Origin of the sequence: Lysinibacillus capsici (assembly GCF_020217405.1) — a bacterium.
GTDB lineage: Bacteria > Bacillota > Bacilli > Bacillales_A > Planococcaceae > Lysinibacillus > Lysinibacillus capsici.
On sequence record NZ_CP084108.1, the window covers coordinates 2,255,310 to 2,270,088 of the forward strand.

Genomic DNA, 14,779 nt, shown 5'->3' on the forward strand with positions numbered 1-14,779 from the left:
ACAGAACTTGTGTTTAGGATTGATTACCCGATATGCAAGTCCCTTTGTTATGCTTTCACAGCCTCTCCCGTAAATCTACATATGGCTTTATAGCACCATTTAGTCAAACATATAAAAGAAAGGTGACTTTTATAGTCACCTTTTCACTTATATAGCAATTTATTTATTGAATATTTGCTCATAACGGTGGAAGAATGCCACTGCGTGCGCTCTTGTGAGAGAATCATTTGGTTTAAACTCTGCATCCGTTTTAGTAGTTGTTAAGTCGAATTCACGTAGAAACTGGATGGCTTCTGGTTGAGATACTGTTTTTCCATAATGCATAGATGCTAGGATACGAGCAAAATTACCACGTGTGATGTCTTTGGCTGCATATACCTGTTTAGACGCTGAATTACCACCAAGCGTTGGTAGAGCATACTTACTCGCTAGTTGATAGTTTACATCTGCACTCCATGAAGAACTAGGTTTTGTTGAAGCTAATTCCTCTGACTTAAAGTACCGGAAAAGTACAGATAACATCTGATTTTCTGTTAAATTTGTGTTTGGTTTCAGTAAGTTTTCATATTTCTTTGTGGCAGGGTTGTATACGTTTTGATAACCGCTGATAAGCCCTTTGTTGACTGCCCATTGAAAATCCTCTGCCCAGTACTGGTCTGCCTTATAATCAGCGAACTTTGATATATCTATACTACCTACTGGAGTTGTAGGTGTTGGCGTTGAAGCTGAGTAGTTTAAATAACTTGATGCTACATAACCCTCTGTCCCATCATTTCTTTTCACAGGATACCAAACAAAATGGTTTTTCTTCGTTGATACTGCTTCATATTCAAAAGGGCCCGTAATGGTAACAATTTCACCTTTACGTAAAGTACCCATAGAAGGACTATCCGTCGTAGGTCTTGTTCTAACTGTTACATTAGTTGTTGCACTAACTTTTTGATTTGTTTTAAAAAAGTACTTTGATTTTGTTAATGGTAAATCAAAATCATAGTTCATCGCTGAAAATTTAATATTTTCCCTGCTGTTAGAGTCATATTGAAAATGTTCGCGTGTAAAAGGCAGCTCTGCTAAGTCTATTAATTCTAATTTCTCGATAATTTGGAGAATTCTTTCTTGATAGGCATTTGCATTTCTTTCACCAGTTGCTTGGACAAAAGGACTATTTACTGGCTTAGTACCGTTATAAGCCATGATAGCGAAGTACCAATGTTCTAATACATCTTTTTCCCCTCCGTTGATGCTAGGCAAATCCTTCCGCTTAAACATATCATCCAGAGTCTCAACACCAGCTCGAATATTATAAACAATATCGCTTTTTAGTCTATCCTGATTGTAGCCAGCTTGATTTGTAATTTGCATAATGCCAATTCCATTATCAGCTGTCACAATCGCTTTACCATTCCTATCGAAATGACGCCAATTTCCACTTTCACCTTCCGCTATTGCCTTCACAATTTCAGGAGGAACATTATAACTCAGCGCTGTTTCGGTTAACAAACAGTTCATTGTGGAATAATCAGGGTTGACCTTCGATGCCGAATCATACTTACATGTTTTTGCAATATCATTAGCTAATACATTTTCATCTATATTTATAGTTAGAGAGAGGGCACCAATGACAATACCACTAATCAAGGGTTTCAATATCTTTTTCATCTCTAGTTATTACACTTCCTTTCATATTTTCCCAAGTTAAAAGACTCAGATATATGTTATCATAAACCCAATATTTGGGATAGGGGTAATATTCAATGTTTCTTTCATTTAACAGGGCTGAATGATAAATGATAGCCCTAACATATATTGATTCGGTGAAAGGGTTGGAAATAGTGATACTATTTTAGTGAACAAATTCTGTTTCATTTGGAGTAAGTGTTAAGACTTTTTTAAAGGAGTTTGGGTGAAAACGCAATACTGATAGGGAAAGGTATGGAAAAGTATGTATCCCGGAATTTTGAGATGATGTGGAATATCACGGATTACTTGGTATTGAAGGTATTCAAGATGAACCTGTTCAAAGGAAATAATTATTGAACAGAAACTACCCCAAAATTCCTTCTGTTAGTATTTTTAAAAGCAAGAAAATGAAGAAAACAGTCGCTTGATGGAGGAATGTGGGATTGAATTTGTCTTTTCTTGCGCTTACCCGGGAAATTTTTTTATTTCCTAAAGTTACATTTTGTTAAAGGGAGATAGGGGGGACTGACAAATGAAAGTACGACTCCAATTAATATCAAACTACTATAAGAAAAATAGCTACCTGTTAAGGCAGCCATTTATTATTCCGCAACATTCCCCATAGCAATAGAAATTCGATTCCAACTGTTAATTTGATTAATCAAGATAACCAAATCGACATAAGCCTTTTCATCAAAATGCTTGCGAACACGCTCATATAATTCATCAGGAACGCGTTTTTCTGGAATAAGCGTAATATGTTCCGTTAATTCTAATGCTACTTTTTCAGTTTCTGAATAAAAAGTACATTCTCTCCAAGCGCTAATGCAGTATAAGCGCTGTTCAGTCTCTCCCATTTTCTTAGCATCAGCAGAGTGCATGTTGATGCAATAGGCACAGCCATTAATTTGAGAAGCTCTAATTTTAATGAGCTCACGAAGTTTTCTCTCAATACAACTCTTTTTAGTGTATTTTTCCATTTCCATCATTACCTTCATAGCATCTGGTGCAATTTCATAATAATTCATACGTTGTGTCATGGTGATTCCCTCCATTATTTATTAGCTAATTCAACTGATAATTGATCCGCTAGATAAAGTGCATTTTGTAAGACATCTTCTGTATTCAATAAGGCTGTTCCTTGAACACGAAGAATATTAACATCTTCTATGCCAAGAAAGGCAAACATTGATTTAAGGTAAAAATTTCATTCATGCGTTCCATTTTCTTCGTGTGTTAAAGGATCTCCATTTCGTGAATGTTCCCAGCCACTTAAAACAATTTTATCTATCATCGGAATAACGTCTTCATAAAGATTATTTTGCTCAATAACTTCATCATGCTGTTTATTTTCTTTGTATGTTCCTAGAAAAAGGTCCAATACCTGAAGGCTCAAAGATGTCTTTGAGTCCACTTCAGGGTGTGCATTTATCACAAGTAGTTTACGCATAAAAATACTCCAGTTAAATAAAGATTTTATTAATCGTTGATTTACTTAATCGTTGATTAACTTTGTCTACAATATACGCTTTTCATGCTTGTTTGTCAAACTGATTCATTTATGTATGGCTAAATGTGTTACTATCATGGTAAGCAAAATGTTTTAAGAGGGTGGAATAATGAAATATAGTGTGATGGTTGAATATGCCCTACACAGTCTTGTTTATTTAATTGATGTTCCAAAAAATGAAAGTATAGGAATAAAGGATTTATCAGAATTTCAAGGATTATCGGAGACCTATCTTTCAAAAGTTTTAGGGAAATTGTCCAAGGAAGGCATCGTTAGCTCGGTATCTGGCGTAAAAGGGGGTTATCGACTCAATAGAAAACCTGAAGATATTACATTTTGGGATGTTGTGCGAGCGGTTGAAGGTGAAGAGCCGATATTTCAGTGTAAGAATATTAAAGCGAATTTTGCTTATCTAAATAAAAAACAAAAGTGCGAATCTTGTTCAAGTCAATCGAACTGTACAATCAATAGTGTCATGCTGGAAGCGGAAGAACACATGCGAAATTATTTAAGAAGCAAAACGATAGCGTGGTTAGAACAAGAATTACTGCGGACTCTACCAAAGGAGCAAATAGAAGAAGCAAAAAATTTTTTTAAAAAAACAAATTGATAGAACTTCATCGAATCATTTTAGATGTATGTAAATTCGGTTTACCTGAATGAAAATCTTAAGCGAGAATTTCATCTTGAAGGAATCAACCAAAATTTTCTGAGAAACAAAAAACCGGCAAGGATGCCGGCTGCGGATGTTGAATGAAAGCTATTTTGAATTATTTTCGTTTGCAAATTTACCAGAAGCAAATTTTTTGTTTGCTTCAGCTTGTTGAATTTGTTGTCTGATTTGGTTAACATCAGTTTCATTCCCAAATTCAACGTTCATTGAATTCATTGCATTCATAGAACCAGAAGCCTGTTGCTTTTTAGCTTCAGCTTGTTGAATTTGCTGTTTGATTTGATTAACATCAGTCTCGTTCCCGAATTCAACATTCATTGAATTCATTGCGTTTGGAGCTGCATTAGGAATTTTTGAGTTGAAATTTTGGTTGTTGTTATTATTCGCCATTAAATATCACCTCCTGAAAAATAGTCTGTGCAGAAGGTTTTTTACTATCCATACATTTTAGAAAAATCTAACCGATTTGGACTGGCACTACAGAATGAGGACCTCTTGCATCAAATTTACATAGTTTAAGAAATCTAGTTTTCCTAGTATAATTGTAGTCAGTTCGTTATTGTGTTTAGAGATTGGAGAAATGTATGAAAGATCGTAAACAAATCGTTATCGAATCAACATTACAATTATTTACCGAAAAAGGGTATCAGCATACATCGGTTCAGGATATTTTAGATAAAGCAAATATTTCAAAAGGTACATTTTATAACTATTTTTCATCTAAAAATGAATGCCTGAAAGCTGTATTAGAGCAAAATCGCCAAGAACGAAATGTTTTAAAAGAGGAAATTTTAGTTGGTAAGAAAAAAGATGATGTTGACGTTTTAATTGAACAATTAATCGCCACATTAAAAATTAAAGAAAAATATAATTTAATGCCTTTATTTCGAGAAATCTCCTTTTTGCATGATGAAGAGTTGCAAGAAATTCTTGCGGAACATCGCTTTCATGAAATTACCTGGTTAAAAAACAGATTCTATGATATTTATGGAGAAGAAGGAAAGCACTATTATTATGAGTGTGCGGTCGTCTTTTTTGGCACATTCCAATATTTATCTTTTTATTGGAATTTGGCTACTAATATGACGATAGATCTAAAAAAAGTGGTTACTCGGTCATTGAAATATGTAGAAAGTTTTCTCCCAGAAATGATTAAGAGTGGAGAAATTTTATTAGAACCACAGGAAATGTTTTTGTTAGAAAAGGATTTAGCCTATAAGTCCATCACCAGTGAACAAATACAAGAGAGATTAGAGAAATTTTGTAAAAAAATCTCGACAATCGAACTTCCACAAAAATCACTCGAACTTTCTAGCTTGCTTTTGGATGAAATGAAGAGAGAAACACCCCGCATGAGTGTTTTAGAGATCATGCTACAGCCATTTCGTGCTTCTTTCGCTGAAACAATTTATAAATATGAAGCTGAAGAAATAGCCAATCTTTTCTGGCTCTATATGAAGATGAAAAACAGCAAGGCATAAATGAATGATTGAATGACTAGACCAGCTTATTAGCATAAAGTTGGTTTTTTCTTTTGAATTCGTTGGCTAACAATTCTAGGGAGGGGTAGTAAGTCTTTATCCCCTAAAAGCACTACCACTGTTATTACGATTTCCGTTTTTTTATTAATACTGCCACTTTTATGGCGTCCTGGTTTTTAATCTCGTTTCATTTTGAATAATTAATTGTGAAAAGAGGGTTACGACTGTGAAAAAATTGAAGGATAGGGCAGAAGTATCTTTTGTCACGAATATTTCCCGATACGATTATCTGAAACAGCAAATTCAAGAAGTGGCTGAAAAATTTAGTTTCAATCATCAGCAGCTTGCGAAAATATTTGATTTACCAATGAAGGAGCTAGATAGTTTATTGAATAACAAGGGAAGCATTACGAAGGAGCAGCTGGATAAGATTGAACGAAAAATAGCTATGTTATATGCTGGCTTTGAAGGCTTTGATGCAAGGGAAAGAGCCGCATTGCTTTTGAATGATCTCATCAAGGAATACATGTTTTCCACGGATAGTGTCGCGAAAATGATTCATGTAGAGGAAAAGGACTTAATTGATTTTAGACAAGCGTTATCGATGGATAAGAACGTAGAATTGAAAATTTGCGTGAATAGTATCATGCTCCATTTTGTATTACATAACTAACGACAAGCCCTGGTATTACAGTATTCCTTGGCATAAAAGCTTCATGACTTCCACGTTTTCATTCATATAGTAATGACGAGAACCACACACAGTAACCTCAAAAAATATGGGGGTTCCAAAATGAAAAATGGCAATAAAGTGTATATGCTTTTATTTATCGTAGTTTTCTTATTTTCTACAACCGTATATGCTGAAGAAAATAAGGAAGGTATTCTTGTATACCATGTCAAATATGATTATGAAGCTATAAGTAAATTTGGGGGCATGACAGTGCAGGAATACGACCAAGAGTGGTGAAAGGTCTTTCTATTGCAGAGATGGCGGAGAAAAAAGGAATTGCTAGAAGGGATGTAGAAGGCTACTTTTATCAATTTCATTAAGAAGAAATGCAAAAATGGCGAAAAAAGGGTGTCATGACGGAAAAACACTATTTCCATCTTGTCTACGGATTAGCGGATGAAATAGAGAAATTTATTGATCGTAATCCTAACCGATAATATTTCTCTTTACCCTAAAAGTTGATCTTTATAAAGTTTAAAGGCAGAAATGTTGCTTGCACAACATTTCTGCCTTCTTTCATTTATTTTTGTGTGATACGCTCGAAAAATTCCACTGTTCTGTTCATATCCGTAACATGTTCATTGCATGTTTGACTATCTGCACAAATGTAATTACTGTGGTTGGTAAACGTGCCTACCACCTGTCCTTTAATGGACGTAGTAAATAAGCCTACATCTGAATGGCGATTACAGATAGCGCAAATGCCACGAACCGTGTTATGAGCAAATATCCCTTTGATCCCTTTTAGCTGCCCATTTTGCTCAAGGACAACATATTTCCGATGTGTGCCAGCATCATCCCAAGCAAGATAACAAATTTGCTGAAAATCGAGTGCTTCTAGATTTGGTAGCTTGAGCTTCTTTTCCTTTTTAAATAAGGCTTTAAGCGTACTAGCGGTCACCGGCTTGAACGGGATGACATATGGTTTTAATTGCTCTAAAAATGCATCACCTTGTGCACGATCCGTGACAGCAAAAAGCTGTTCAATCAGCATTGTTTCTGCTGCTGATAATGCTAATTTTGTCGATACCTCCGTATCAACAAGGCCACGTACTGCTAGGATAACGTTTTTATCCTTTGTTGTTGTCAGTGCATGTAGAATTTTATTTAATTGCTGTTCTAGTAAATGATAGTTGGCAACCGTTAAAAACGGCTGAATTGTTTGTAGTTCCATTTGAAATCTCTCCTGTTTATTAGGCTATTTGATTACATTTTGGCCTAAAGAGATCATTCAATTTCTGTTAGTTTATAACTTAAACTTGACCTCTTTGACCTAAAGAAGTCGTTCTAGAGCATGCATTACAAGTGAATGCGATCATTTAGATCCCTCCTTTAAAGGAAACATTGATTTATATGGGTTTTATATGAGGTTTTATAATAGGTTGAATTAAACAGGCGACCAATTTAGATTAATTTGTTAAAATTTTCAAGTCAGTCAGGTGACCATAAGTGCCTATAGACATATTAACATGTGAATGTCCTAATTGCTCTTGAATTGTTTTGAAATTAGGATTGTTTAATTAATTTTAATGAACTAATTATTTTTCTACCGTAAAAAAGGATAAAGTAAATTAGTGTAACATTTATAAAGAAATAAAGTGTATTAAAGTGAATTTGAGTAATGCCATTTTTAGTAAATAAAGCAAATGCGGATGATAACTCATTCTCACCGATGTAACTTATAAAGGGGAATGGGGCTCCAAATATGTTAGAACCATAAGATGCAATGAAGATGGACAATACACTCATTATAATGCTAATCCATAACAACGACTTTTTGTTTGTACCTTGCATAAAGTCATCTCCTTTTTATATTTTAACTACCCAATATAATTATTATATCGTAGAAAGTGGAATGTGGTAATATTTTGGGAATTTTTATTGAAACATTATCCAGAATGTTTATTGTAATTTAAATAAATATCGTTATTAAAACAGCTTTTGACAATTTGATAAATGATAAAGCACTGTTTATTTTCTGAATTGTTGAAAAGGTAATAAATTGGTATAATGGACTGAATTGGTTAATGAAGGGGGATTTATGATGAAACAGATGACTGAACGTAAATTAATGAATGCTTGGAGAATTTATACATTGTAGGAGGCACTATGCTATTAAATAAACAAGGTTTTGATTTATGGGCCGATGGATACGACCAAACGGTACAACACAGTGAGGAAAAGGATCAATACCCATTTGCAGGCTATAAGGCGATTTTAAATAAAATTTTCAATGAAGTGATGGCTGTTCCCGCTTCCACTGTTTTAGATATTGGCTTTGGAACAGGGGTATTAACGGCGAAGCTTTATGAACAGGGGCATTCGATTTATGGCTTTGATTTTTCTGCGAACATGATTGCCATTGCCAAGGAAAAAATGCCAGAGGCTCACCTAATGGAGTGGGATTTAATGAATGGCTTGCCACAGGAGCTATTACAGCAGCCCTATGATGCGATTATTAGTACGTATGCGCTCCATCATTTTACAGATGAGCTAAAGGCTTTGTATATCACACAATTATTACAGCACCTATCACCAACAGGGAAAATTTTAATTGGCGATGTAGCTTTCCAGACAAGGGAGCAGCTGGAGCAATGTCGTCAAGATAGCAAGGGATACTGGGATGAGGATGAATTTTACTTTGTCCATGAGGAGCTAAAGGTCTCCTTAAAGGAAATTTGTGAGTTAACCTTTTACCCACTATCGCATTGTGGTGGAGTCTTTGTGATTAGTCGGAAGAATATAAATGCTGATTAGTGACCCCTTATATGGGGAGTTCGAAATCAATGGTTTGTTAGAGGATTTGATTGTAAGTAAGCCAGTTCAACGCTTAAAGGGTATTCATCAGGCTGGGGCAGGCTTTCTAGTAAATAGCAGGTGGACTATTTCAAGATTTGAGCATTCTGTAGGTGTCATGCTGCTTATTAGACAGTTTGGCGGTTCATTGCAGGAGCAGGTGGCAGGCTTATTACATGATGTCTCCCATACCGCTTTTTCCCATGTGGTGGATGTTGTCCTTGAAAATGAGGCGGAAGATTATCATGAAGCAATATTCATGGATGTTATCAAACAGTCTTCGATACCTGCGATTCTTAAAAAATATGGCTACCAGGTAGAGAACATACTCGATACATCAAGGTGGTCGTTACTTGAACAACCTGCTCCAGCATTGTGTGCGGATCGTATAGATTATACATTAAGGGATATGTATTTTTATGGAAATTTAACTTTGGAAGATATCCAAAAATTTTTACAGGACTTATTCGTTTTTCAGGGGGAATTGTGTGTTAAAACGATTGAGCGTGCAGAATGGTTTGTGAAAATTTATTATCAGGAAGTGTTAGATTTTTTCTTGCACCCTTTAAATATCTATGCGACTAGTTCGTTAGCGAAAGTATTAAAACTGTCGCTAGCAAAACAAATTCTAACGCTTGAAGATTTCCTCAAGACTGATCATGAGGTATTGCAGCAGATGAAGGCTTCACATGATCAAGACGTTCAAGCTCTTTTACAACAATTACATGAAAATGTAGAGGTAAGAGAAGAACAAGAGAATCATGACATTCATTTTCGTAATAAAGTGCGACTCATCGATCCAGCTATCTATCATCAACAGCGACTATGGAAGGCGAGCGAGGTATCTAACCATGTCAAAGCAATGAATATCTCTGCTTTGGAAAGGTTTGAGCAGGGTGTTTATGTGAAAATAATCAAGGAGGAGCTGTCATAGGGCAGCTCCTTTTCTTTAGGCCAACATGGATAAATGATATTTGCCAGAAAGCATAAATAGGGCATACGTAGCGAGCGCGCTCATAACAGAAATGCCTGGTTTAAACCAGCTTGTTAGGAGGAAGGTGAGCACAGTAAATAATAGCATGCCAACCGCTCCAAATACCGTGTTTTGAAGAACAATATGAAAGGTATCTTCTTTCATATTTTTCATTTGCATGCCCATATTAATGAGCGTCAATATCGGTAAAGCCGTAATGATACCTGATAAAAATAAATACTTTGATTGGCTAAGTAGTAGCGCTAGTACCATGATTGTGCCACCTACTAAAAAAGTAGAGAAAGTATAACATAGGATACCCAAAATTAAATTCAGAATAGAGTGATAATACTGTAGAAGGTAAGTGTTCACAAGTACTCATTGATCCTATTTAGCAAGAAATGCAGAAAGATAGATGTTTATGAAAAATAGATAGAATATTTGGGAGGGGGGTGAGTTGTGATGTCTATTCTATCCTTTATGCTTTTATATGTAGTAGGCATACCAATCTCCACGCTGTTGCATGAAATTGGGCATGCATTGGGTGTTATACTATGTTCAAAGGAACGAGCCCATGTTTATTTAGGTGCAAAAATTCTTCCTGATAGCTTTCGTGTAGGTCGTATACATTTCCATATTCGATGGGGATTTTTTGGCTTCTGTACCCCACAAAACGGGAGTAGCTTAACGCGCAAGCAGTCGCTCGGATTTATAGCGGGTGGTCCTATCATGACTTTAGCCGTATTACTTTTTGCCAGCTATCTTGCCCGTTATTTGCTGCTTATGCAGGGATACACTATTTTTTCAATAGCCTTTTTTATTTGAATACTTTTCAATTTCTTGCAACACAGGTTTACCCTCAGATGGCTATCAGATGCTAAGCTTACTGAAGAAAAATATCTGAAAATAAAAACTTTAACGAGGTCGCTTTTAATGTATCGTTGTATACGATATAATCGTTTTGAACGATATATTAAAGGAGTTATTACAATGATTAAAGATATAAATGATTATTTTACAACGATATTCTATCATCTACATACAACCCATGAAGATGTTATTTCCCATCAGAGTGTGCGTATTTTGCAAATGATACAAAAGGAAGAGGAAGTGACGGTGCGTGATATAGCAGGGTTACTAAATATTTCTCCTAATACGGCATCAGAGCATGTGAAAAAGCTAGAGCGTCATGGCTGGGTGATGAAGGAGCGTGCAAGTGACGACCAGCGTAAGGTCATGCTACATTTGACAGCAGAAGGGCTACAAGTGCTGAAGAAAAACTCGGAGCTAGATGATGATAAGCTACAGCATGCTCTTAATCAGCTAACTGAGCAGGAACAGCAAGCCATTCTACAGGCGTTTCGACGTCTAAGTGAGGTGGCAAAATAATGTATACATTCTTTAAAATTTTGAGTTCAGCAGCCATCATTGGCGTTGTGACGGAGGTTGCACGACGATTCCCTACCTATGGAGGAATTATTGCTGCGTTACCATTGGTGAGTATTTTAAGCATTATTTGGCTGACCGTGCAAAGTGAGTCGAGTGAGCATATTCAACGCTTTACGGTAGGCGTTATCGTTGGCTTGCCTGCAACGATGTGCATGCTATTTGTGATTTACATGGCGATGAAATCCTCCGTACATATTGTACTAGCTATTGGACTTGGTGTGCTATCCTGGGCTGTATTTTTAGGCATACAAAAAGCGATTGCAGGGGTTTTTCATATTTCCATTTAAGAAGGAGTTTATAACATGACGATTATTGCCATACATGAAGTACCAAAACAAACTGTAAGCGAATTTTTTCAGGAGCATTGGGGTTCAACGGAGATGGTCATTTCCAGTGGCATTTATGACTGTAGTGATTTAGCGGGCTTTGCTTTTATGAATGAGCAACAAATGATGATCGGTTTAATCACCTATATCGTGCGGGAAGAGGACTGTGAAATCATTTCGTTAGATAGTACGGTTGAGGGGAAAGGTATTGGTTCTGCTCTTGTGAAAGCGGTAGAACAAGCAGCAATGGAGCAGGGCTGTACAAGCATATCACTTATTACAACAAACGATAATTTACATGCATTGAAATTCTATCAAAAACGAGGCTATTGTTTAATAGAAATACTGCGTAATGCAGTGGAAAAGGCAAGAGCCTATAAGCCTTCTATCCCACTCATTGGTAATGATGGTATTCCAATACGAGATGAAATACGTTTACAAAAACAACTTGACTGTCAATAAGTCAGGTTGTTTTTTGTTATACTGGTGAGGAGGAAAGAGAGGGAAAGTATGAAAAAAATACTATTTATTTTAGTACTGAGTGTGCTTGTGGTAGGAGCAATCTTTATGATTTATCTCAAGAGCAATCCACCACTTATTATTCAAAGCTATACCAGCAAACAAGGCAATGAAGCAATCAAAATCATCGCACTTGAAAATACAGGGCTGCGTGAAATTAAGCTAAAGCAAATACTGGTGAATGATCAGCGTCCTGATAACGCGAAGCTTGTAATAAGTAAGTCAGAACCTTTTGAGGCGGAAACAAAGCTAGAGGGAAATGATCAACTATCTTTTCATAAATTAGCACAGCGAACGATCGTACCTCAAAGATACATAAATCAACAAGCTATTGGCGAGCAGCCACAGCATTATGCAGTACAAGTTCTAGCATCTAACAACCAGAAAGTAACGATACACTATGAATACTTAAAAATACCTTTTACGCTTACAGTTGAGCTTCAAGCCAACAAATAATCACTTTTTGTCTTATCCTTTATGCCTGTGTCAATTTCTAAGATTGTTTGGTGAAAAGCTCCTATCCCTCCTAGAACATGGTAATATTGCATTAACAGCAATTGTGATACTAGGAGGGACCTAATGGCATTTATCATCTTGGGTATAGTACTATTTATCTGTGTTATCACTGTGGCTTTAGTGTTTATGAAAAAGCTATTAAAAAATGATATTATGCTTGAAGTGACAGCCACTTGTGAAGGGAAAAATGAAGACAATCAAGCGATTATGAAGATATATTTTAGGTATTCCATTGGACGTCTTGCCAGAAGGAAACGAGAAATGATAGGCAGTATTGAATGGTCTGAAGGGTGGATGCCTGTCAGCTATAATTTAAAAGAACATGGCGTGTATCATGAAGAACGACTTCTGTATGCGACGAATGAGCAAACGTATTCCACCTTTGAAATCAATGCGACGAATGCGCTTGATGAGCAAGGACGTGGAGAGGGCTACGTGGTCCTTGTATTAGAAAAGCCAAATACCTCTCATATGTCCCGAGCGGGTGTTATTCTCGCTGTGACAGCCAATATGGTTACATATCAATTATCAGACTCCGCTAGCTGGCACAATGATATGCTAGCGAACTAGCTATCCAATGTATTGGATAGCTTTTTTGGTATTTACAAGTAAAAATAGGCTGTTTATGGAACCAATTGCGGAAAATAACGTATAGAAAGAAGAAGGACTTGCAGGAGGAAGGAGGATATAGATGTCCGAACAACATAGCAAATACAATGATTCAAGGCTTGTTACCATAGATGAGGAAATATGTGCACTTTTGCAGCAACGAAAAGAGCAAGCTGCTCATAATCCAGGCTTGCCTTCGGATGATACCATTTCGAAATGGGCACAGCAATATGGTTTCGATGATACTTTTTTAGCGTTGTTCTTCCAGTTGATTAAATCAGAAAAATACTATACTTCAAAGGTAGAACCATCAGGCTTCCGTCACTATATCCCTGTATTGAAAACGGTAGCAAAGGGAGAACGTTTGTATACGGTTTCTTATGTTCGTCAATATGACAATGCAAGTGTGGTGCAATTATTAATCGATTGGGATGAGCAGCAAGAACCTCAGCTAACGATTCAGCAAAAATTACAACGAAAACATTTTGGTCTATACATTGATGCGTCCTATGAATGCCGAAGTAAAGGTACAGGTGGCTCAAATGGACATGAAAGCAGTACGTATGTGGTGACACCACCCTTGCCAGATGATTTAAGGGGGCTTCATTTTGTTTTTACAGAATACGAGGATGCCTTTGAAGAAAAGCCGACAGGGTGGGCTATCACCATACAAGGTTAGGGGGATATTTAATGAAAAAATGGATGTTTCCACTTGCCCTCATCATCCTATTGACAGCTTGTCAAAGCCCCAAGCAGGAGATACATTATATCGCCAAAAGTGAGCATTGGAAAGCCATCTATCATAGTAATGGTGAGGTGGGCTTACGCTTATTTTATCTGGGAGATGATGATGATTTGGGGCCTTTAGAAATTACGATTGAGGGGACAAAAGAATTCCAAAATTTAAGTGATGTTCAGTTAAATAAAGATGGCTATTATTCCTTCACCAAAAAAGAAAGTGAGAAAATCTTTAAACGAGAAACAAAGCCAATAATCCATGTAGAATGGCAATCTGAAGATGAGACCTTAGAAGTGAAAAATCATTAGGGGGTAATAATAAAATGCGAATTGAACAGCGCGAAGATATAGTGATTATTGATGGGCTAGAAATCAGCGGTACGATTCAAAAAAATCAACAATGCCCGAGTTGTCAAAATTCCATCATCTATGATGACACGTTTGATAGTTATTTTTGTGCGATGTGTAATGAGTGGCAAGAGGAGGCATGTGATGACCCGCATTGTCACTATTGTGTACAACGTCCAGAACGCCCATTGCAAGTCCGTCGCTAAATTTTTTTCTTTTTTAGGGTTTGACAAAGAATTTACTATTCGTTATAGTAATTAACAATTTCATACAAAATGAAATGGGCAATGATAAGGACAAGAGATGCGATTAACCATTTTTAGAGAGGGAGGCCTTGGCTGCAAGCTTCCTAATGTCGTACTCCCATCTTACTACCTTGGAGCCGTGCTTGGAAACTTGCACCGTTTTTTGCGGCGTTACTGCAAAAT

The 14,779-nt window shown here is 36.5% G+C and carries 21 protein-coding genes; 15 read left to right on the plus strand and 6 right to left on the minus strand.

Translation table 11 applies throughout. The annotated features are described in order from the left end of the window. Nucleotides 1-159: 159 nt before the first annotated feature. From LCP48_RS11000 to LCP48_RS23490, 3 genes are all read right to left on the minus strand, one after another. Nucleotides 160-1,659 (minus strand): SH3 domain-containing protein, encoded by a 1,500-nt coding sequence (locus LCP48_RS11000; protein ID WP_036219132.1) that lies wholly within the window; start codon nucleotides 1,657-1,659, stop codon nucleotides 160-162. 623 nt (nucleotides 1,660-2,282) lie between these two features. After that, entirely contained in the window at nucleotides 2,283-2,720 is a 438-nt protein-coding gene (locus tag LCP48_RS11005; RefSeq protein WP_225340978.1) for a carboxymuconolactone decarboxylase family protein, read from the minus strand. Nucleotides 2,721-2,887: 167 nt separating this feature from the next. Beyond that, the gene (locus LCP48_RS23490) at nucleotides 2,888-3,130 is read right to left on the minus strand and encodes an NAD(P)H-dependent oxidoreductase (protein WP_404805860.1); all 243 of its coding nucleotides are present in this window, start codon (nucleotides 3,128-3,130) and stop codon (nucleotides 2,888-2,890) included. A gap of 169 nt (nucleotides 3,131-3,299) precedes the next feature. Between LCP48_RS23490 and LCP48_RS11015 the strand changes: the two genes are divergently transcribed. After that, nucleotides 3,300-3,800 carry an Rrf2 family transcriptional regulator gene (locus tag LCP48_RS11015; protein ID WP_004230296.1) on the plus strand — a complete coding sequence of 167 codons (501 nt, stop codon included), beginning with the start codon at nucleotides 3,300-3,302 and terminating at the stop codon, nucleotides 3,798-3,800. Between the two features lie 150 nt (nucleotides 3,801-3,950). Here LCP48_RS11015 and LCP48_RS11020 read toward each other — a convergent pair whose 3' ends face one another. Continuing rightward, on the minus strand, nucleotides 3,951-4,253 hold the full coding sequence (locus LCP48_RS11020) for a gamma-type small acid-soluble spore protein (RefSeq protein ID WP_225340979.1): 303 nt from the start codon (nucleotides 4,251-4,253) through the stop codon (nucleotides 3,951-3,953). 194 nt (nucleotides 4,254-4,447) lie between these two features. On the opposite strand from LCP48_RS11020, the gene LCP48_RS11025 reads away from it, so the two are divergent. From LCP48_RS11025 to LCP48_RS11035, 3 genes are all read left to right on the plus strand, one after another. Continuing rightward, nucleotides 4,448-5,344 (plus strand): TetR/AcrR family transcriptional regulator, encoded by an 897-nt coding sequence (locus LCP48_RS11025; protein ID WP_225340980.1) that lies wholly within the window; start codon nucleotides 4,448-4,450, stop codon nucleotides 5,342-5,344. A gap of 226 nt (nucleotides 5,345-5,570) precedes the next feature. Further along, nucleotides 5,571-6,017: an HTH domain-containing protein gene (locus LCP48_RS11030; protein ID WP_225340981.1), complete on the plus strand. Its 447-nt coding sequence runs from the start codon at nucleotides 5,571-5,573 to the stop codon at nucleotides 6,015-6,017. 120 nt (nucleotides 6,018-6,137) lie between these two features. Then, nucleotides 6,138-6,314 carry a hypothetical protein gene (locus tag LCP48_RS11035; protein ID WP_202342864.1) on the plus strand — a complete coding sequence of 59 codons (177 nt, stop codon included), beginning with the start codon at nucleotides 6,138-6,140 and terminating at the stop codon, nucleotides 6,312-6,314. Nucleotides 6,315-6,597: 283 nt separating this feature from the next. Here LCP48_RS11035 and LCP48_RS11040 read toward each other — a convergent pair whose 3' ends face one another. Next, nucleotides 6,598-7,251 (minus strand): FusB/FusC family EF-G-binding protein, encoded by a 654-nt coding sequence (locus LCP48_RS11040; RefSeq protein ID WP_009371251.1) that lies wholly within the window; start codon nucleotides 7,249-7,251, stop codon nucleotides 6,598-6,600. 935 nt (nucleotides 7,252-8,186) lie between these two features. On the opposite strand from LCP48_RS11040, the gene LCP48_RS11045 reads away from it, so the two are divergent. Both LCP48_RS11045 and LCP48_RS11050 read left to right on the plus strand, forming a co-directional pair. Then, nucleotides 8,187-8,834: a class I SAM-dependent methyltransferase gene (locus LCP48_RS11045; RefSeq protein ID WP_009371252.1), complete on the plus strand. Its 648-nt coding sequence runs from the start codon at nucleotides 8,187-8,189 to the stop codon at nucleotides 8,832-8,834. Then, nucleotides 8,824-9,807: an HD domain-containing protein gene (locus tag LCP48_RS11050; protein WP_004230286.1), complete on the plus strand. Its 984-nt coding sequence runs from the start codon at nucleotides 8,824-8,826 to the stop codon at nucleotides 9,805-9,807. Before LCP48_RS11045 ends, LCP48_RS11050 begins: the two co-directional genes overlap by 11 nt. 15 nt (nucleotides 9,808-9,822) lie before the next feature. On the opposite strand, the gene LCP48_RS11055 is transcribed toward LCP48_RS11050, so the two are convergent. After that, complete coding sequence (locus LCP48_RS11055) at nucleotides 9,823-10,119, minus strand: hypothetical protein (protein ID WP_225340982.1); 297 nt, start codon at nucleotides 10,117-10,119, stop codon at nucleotides 9,823-9,825. Between the two features lie 186 nt (nucleotides 10,120-10,305). Between LCP48_RS11055 and LCP48_RS11060 the strand changes: the two genes are divergently transcribed. The 9 genes from LCP48_RS11060 to LCP48_RS11100 all read left to right on the plus strand — a co-directional run bounded on the left by LCP48_RS11060 (nucleotide 10,306) and on the right by LCP48_RS11100 (nucleotide 14,557). Next, nucleotides 10,306-10,671, plus strand: a complete 366-nt coding sequence (locus LCP48_RS11060; RefSeq protein WP_216486265.1) for a hypothetical protein — start codon at nucleotides 10,306-10,308, stop codon at nucleotides 10,669-10,671. Between the two features lie 165 nt (nucleotides 10,672-10,836). Further along, nucleotides 10,837-11,235, plus strand: a complete 399-nt coding sequence (locus tag LCP48_RS11065; RefSeq protein WP_036219134.1) for a MarR family winged helix-turn-helix transcriptional regulator — start codon at nucleotides 10,837-10,839, stop codon at nucleotides 11,233-11,235. Then, the gene (locus LCP48_RS11070; protein ID WP_016993931.1) at nucleotides 11,235-11,582 is read left to right on the plus strand and encodes a DUF3147 family protein; all 348 of its coding nucleotides are present in this window, start codon (nucleotides 11,235-11,237) and stop codon (nucleotides 11,580-11,582) included. Before LCP48_RS11065 ends, LCP48_RS11070 begins: the two co-directional genes overlap by 1 nt. 15 nt (nucleotides 11,583-11,597) lie before the next feature. Further along, on the plus strand, nucleotides 11,598-12,083 hold the full coding sequence (locus LCP48_RS11075) for a GNAT family N-acetyltransferase (protein ID WP_225340983.1): 486 nt from the start codon (nucleotides 11,598-11,600) through the stop codon (nucleotides 12,081-12,083). A gap of 48 nt (nucleotides 12,084-12,131) precedes the next feature. Continuing rightward, entirely contained in the window at nucleotides 12,132-12,596 is a 465-nt protein-coding gene (locus LCP48_RS11080) for a hypothetical protein (RefSeq protein WP_216486268.1), read from the plus strand. A 123-nt stretch (nucleotides 12,597-12,719) separates the two neighbouring features. Continuing rightward, complete coding sequence (locus LCP48_RS11085; protein WP_009371258.1) at nucleotides 12,720-13,226, plus strand: hypothetical protein; 507 nt, start codon at nucleotides 12,720-12,722, stop codon at nucleotides 13,224-13,226. A gap of 121 nt (nucleotides 13,227-13,347) precedes the next feature. Next, nucleotides 13,348-13,944 (plus strand): hypothetical protein, encoded by a 597-nt coding sequence (locus LCP48_RS11090; RefSeq protein WP_004230271.1) that lies wholly within the window; start codon nucleotides 13,348-13,350, stop codon nucleotides 13,942-13,944. A gap of 11 nt (nucleotides 13,945-13,955) precedes the next feature. Next, the gene (locus LCP48_RS11095; protein ID WP_004230270.1) at nucleotides 13,956-14,312 is read left to right on the plus strand and encodes a hypothetical protein; all 357 of its coding nucleotides are present in this window, start codon (nucleotides 13,956-13,958) and stop codon (nucleotides 14,310-14,312) included. 14 nt (nucleotides 14,313-14,326) lie between these two features. After that, the gene (locus LCP48_RS11100; RefSeq protein WP_004230268.1) at nucleotides 14,327-14,557 is read left to right on the plus strand and encodes a hypothetical protein; all 231 of its coding nucleotides are present in this window, start codon (nucleotides 14,327-14,329) and stop codon (nucleotides 14,555-14,557) included. Nucleotides 14,558-14,779: the final 222 nt, after the last annotated feature.

What these genes read in the sequence shown, in the direction of transcription:
- LCP48_RS11000 (WP_036219132.1), bottom strand. Translation starts at nt 1,659, where the DNA reads ATGAAAAAGATATTGAAACCCTTGATTAGTGGTATTGTCATTGGTGCC.
- LCP48_RS11005 (WP_225340978.1), bottom strand. Translation starts at nt 2,720, where the DNA reads ATGACACAACGTATGAATTATTATGAAATTGCACCAGATGCTATGAAG.
- LCP48_RS23490 (WP_404805860.1), bottom strand. Translation starts at nt 3,130, where the DNA reads ATGCGTAAACTACTTGTGATAAATGCACACCCTGAAGTGGACTCAAAG.
- LCP48_RS11015 (WP_004230296.1), top strand. Translation starts at nt 3,300, where the DNA reads ATGAAATATAGTGTGATGGTTGAATATGCCCTACACAGTCTTGTTTAT.
- LCP48_RS11020 (WP_225340979.1), bottom strand. Translation starts at nt 4,253, where the DNA reads ATGGCGAATAATAACAACAACCAAAATTTCAACTCAAAAATTCCTAAT.
- LCP48_RS11025 (WP_225340980.1), top strand. Translation starts at nt 4,448, where the DNA reads ATGAAAGATCGTAAACAAATCGTTATCGAATCAACATTACAATTATTT.
- LCP48_RS11035 (WP_202342864.1), top strand. Translation starts at nt 6,138, where the DNA reads ATGAAAAATGGCAATAAAGTGTATATGCTTTTATTTATCGTAGTTTTC.
- LCP48_RS11040 (WP_009371251.1), bottom strand. Translation starts at nt 7,251, where the DNA reads ATGGAACTACAAACAATTCAGCCGTTTTTAACGGTTGCCAACTATCAT.
- LCP48_RS11045 (WP_009371252.1), top strand. Translation starts at nt 8,187, where the DNA reads ATGCTATTAAATAAACAAGGTTTTGATTTATGGGCCGATGGATACGAC.
- LCP48_RS11050 (WP_004230286.1), top strand. Translation starts at nt 8,824, where the DNA reads ATGCTGATTAGTGACCCCTTATATGGGGAGTTCGAAATCAATGGTTTG.
- LCP48_RS11055 (WP_225340982.1), bottom strand. Translation starts at nt 10,119, where the DNA reads ATGGTACTAGCGCTACTACTTAGCCAATCAAAGTATTTATTTTTATCA.
- LCP48_RS11065 (WP_036219134.1), top strand. Translation starts at nt 10,837, where the DNA reads ATGATTAAAGATATAAATGATTATTTTACAACGATATTCTATCATCTA.
- LCP48_RS11070 (WP_016993931.1), top strand. Translation starts at nt 11,235, where the DNA reads ATGTATACATTCTTTAAAATTTTGAGTTCAGCAGCCATCATTGGCGTT.
- LCP48_RS11075 (WP_225340983.1), top strand. Translation starts at nt 11,598, where the DNA reads ATGACGATTATTGCCATACATGAAGTACCAAAACAAACTGTAAGCGAA.
- LCP48_RS11080 (WP_216486268.1), top strand. Translation starts at nt 12,132, where the DNA reads ATGAAAAAAATACTATTTATTTTAGTACTGAGTGTGCTTGTGGTAGGA.
- LCP48_RS11085 (WP_009371258.1), top strand. Translation starts at nt 12,720, where the DNA reads ATGGCATTTATCATCTTGGGTATAGTACTATTTATCTGTGTTATCACT.
- LCP48_RS11090 (WP_004230271.1), top strand. Translation starts at nt 13,348, where the DNA reads ATGTCCGAACAACATAGCAAATACAATGATTCAAGGCTTGTTACCATA.
- LCP48_RS11095 (WP_004230270.1), top strand. Translation starts at nt 13,956, where the DNA reads ATGAAAAAATGGATGTTTCCACTTGCCCTCATCATCCTATTGACAGCT.
- LCP48_RS11100 (WP_004230268.1), top strand. Translation starts at nt 14,327, where the DNA reads ATGCGAATTGAACAGCGCGAAGATATAGTGATTATTGATGGGCTAGAA.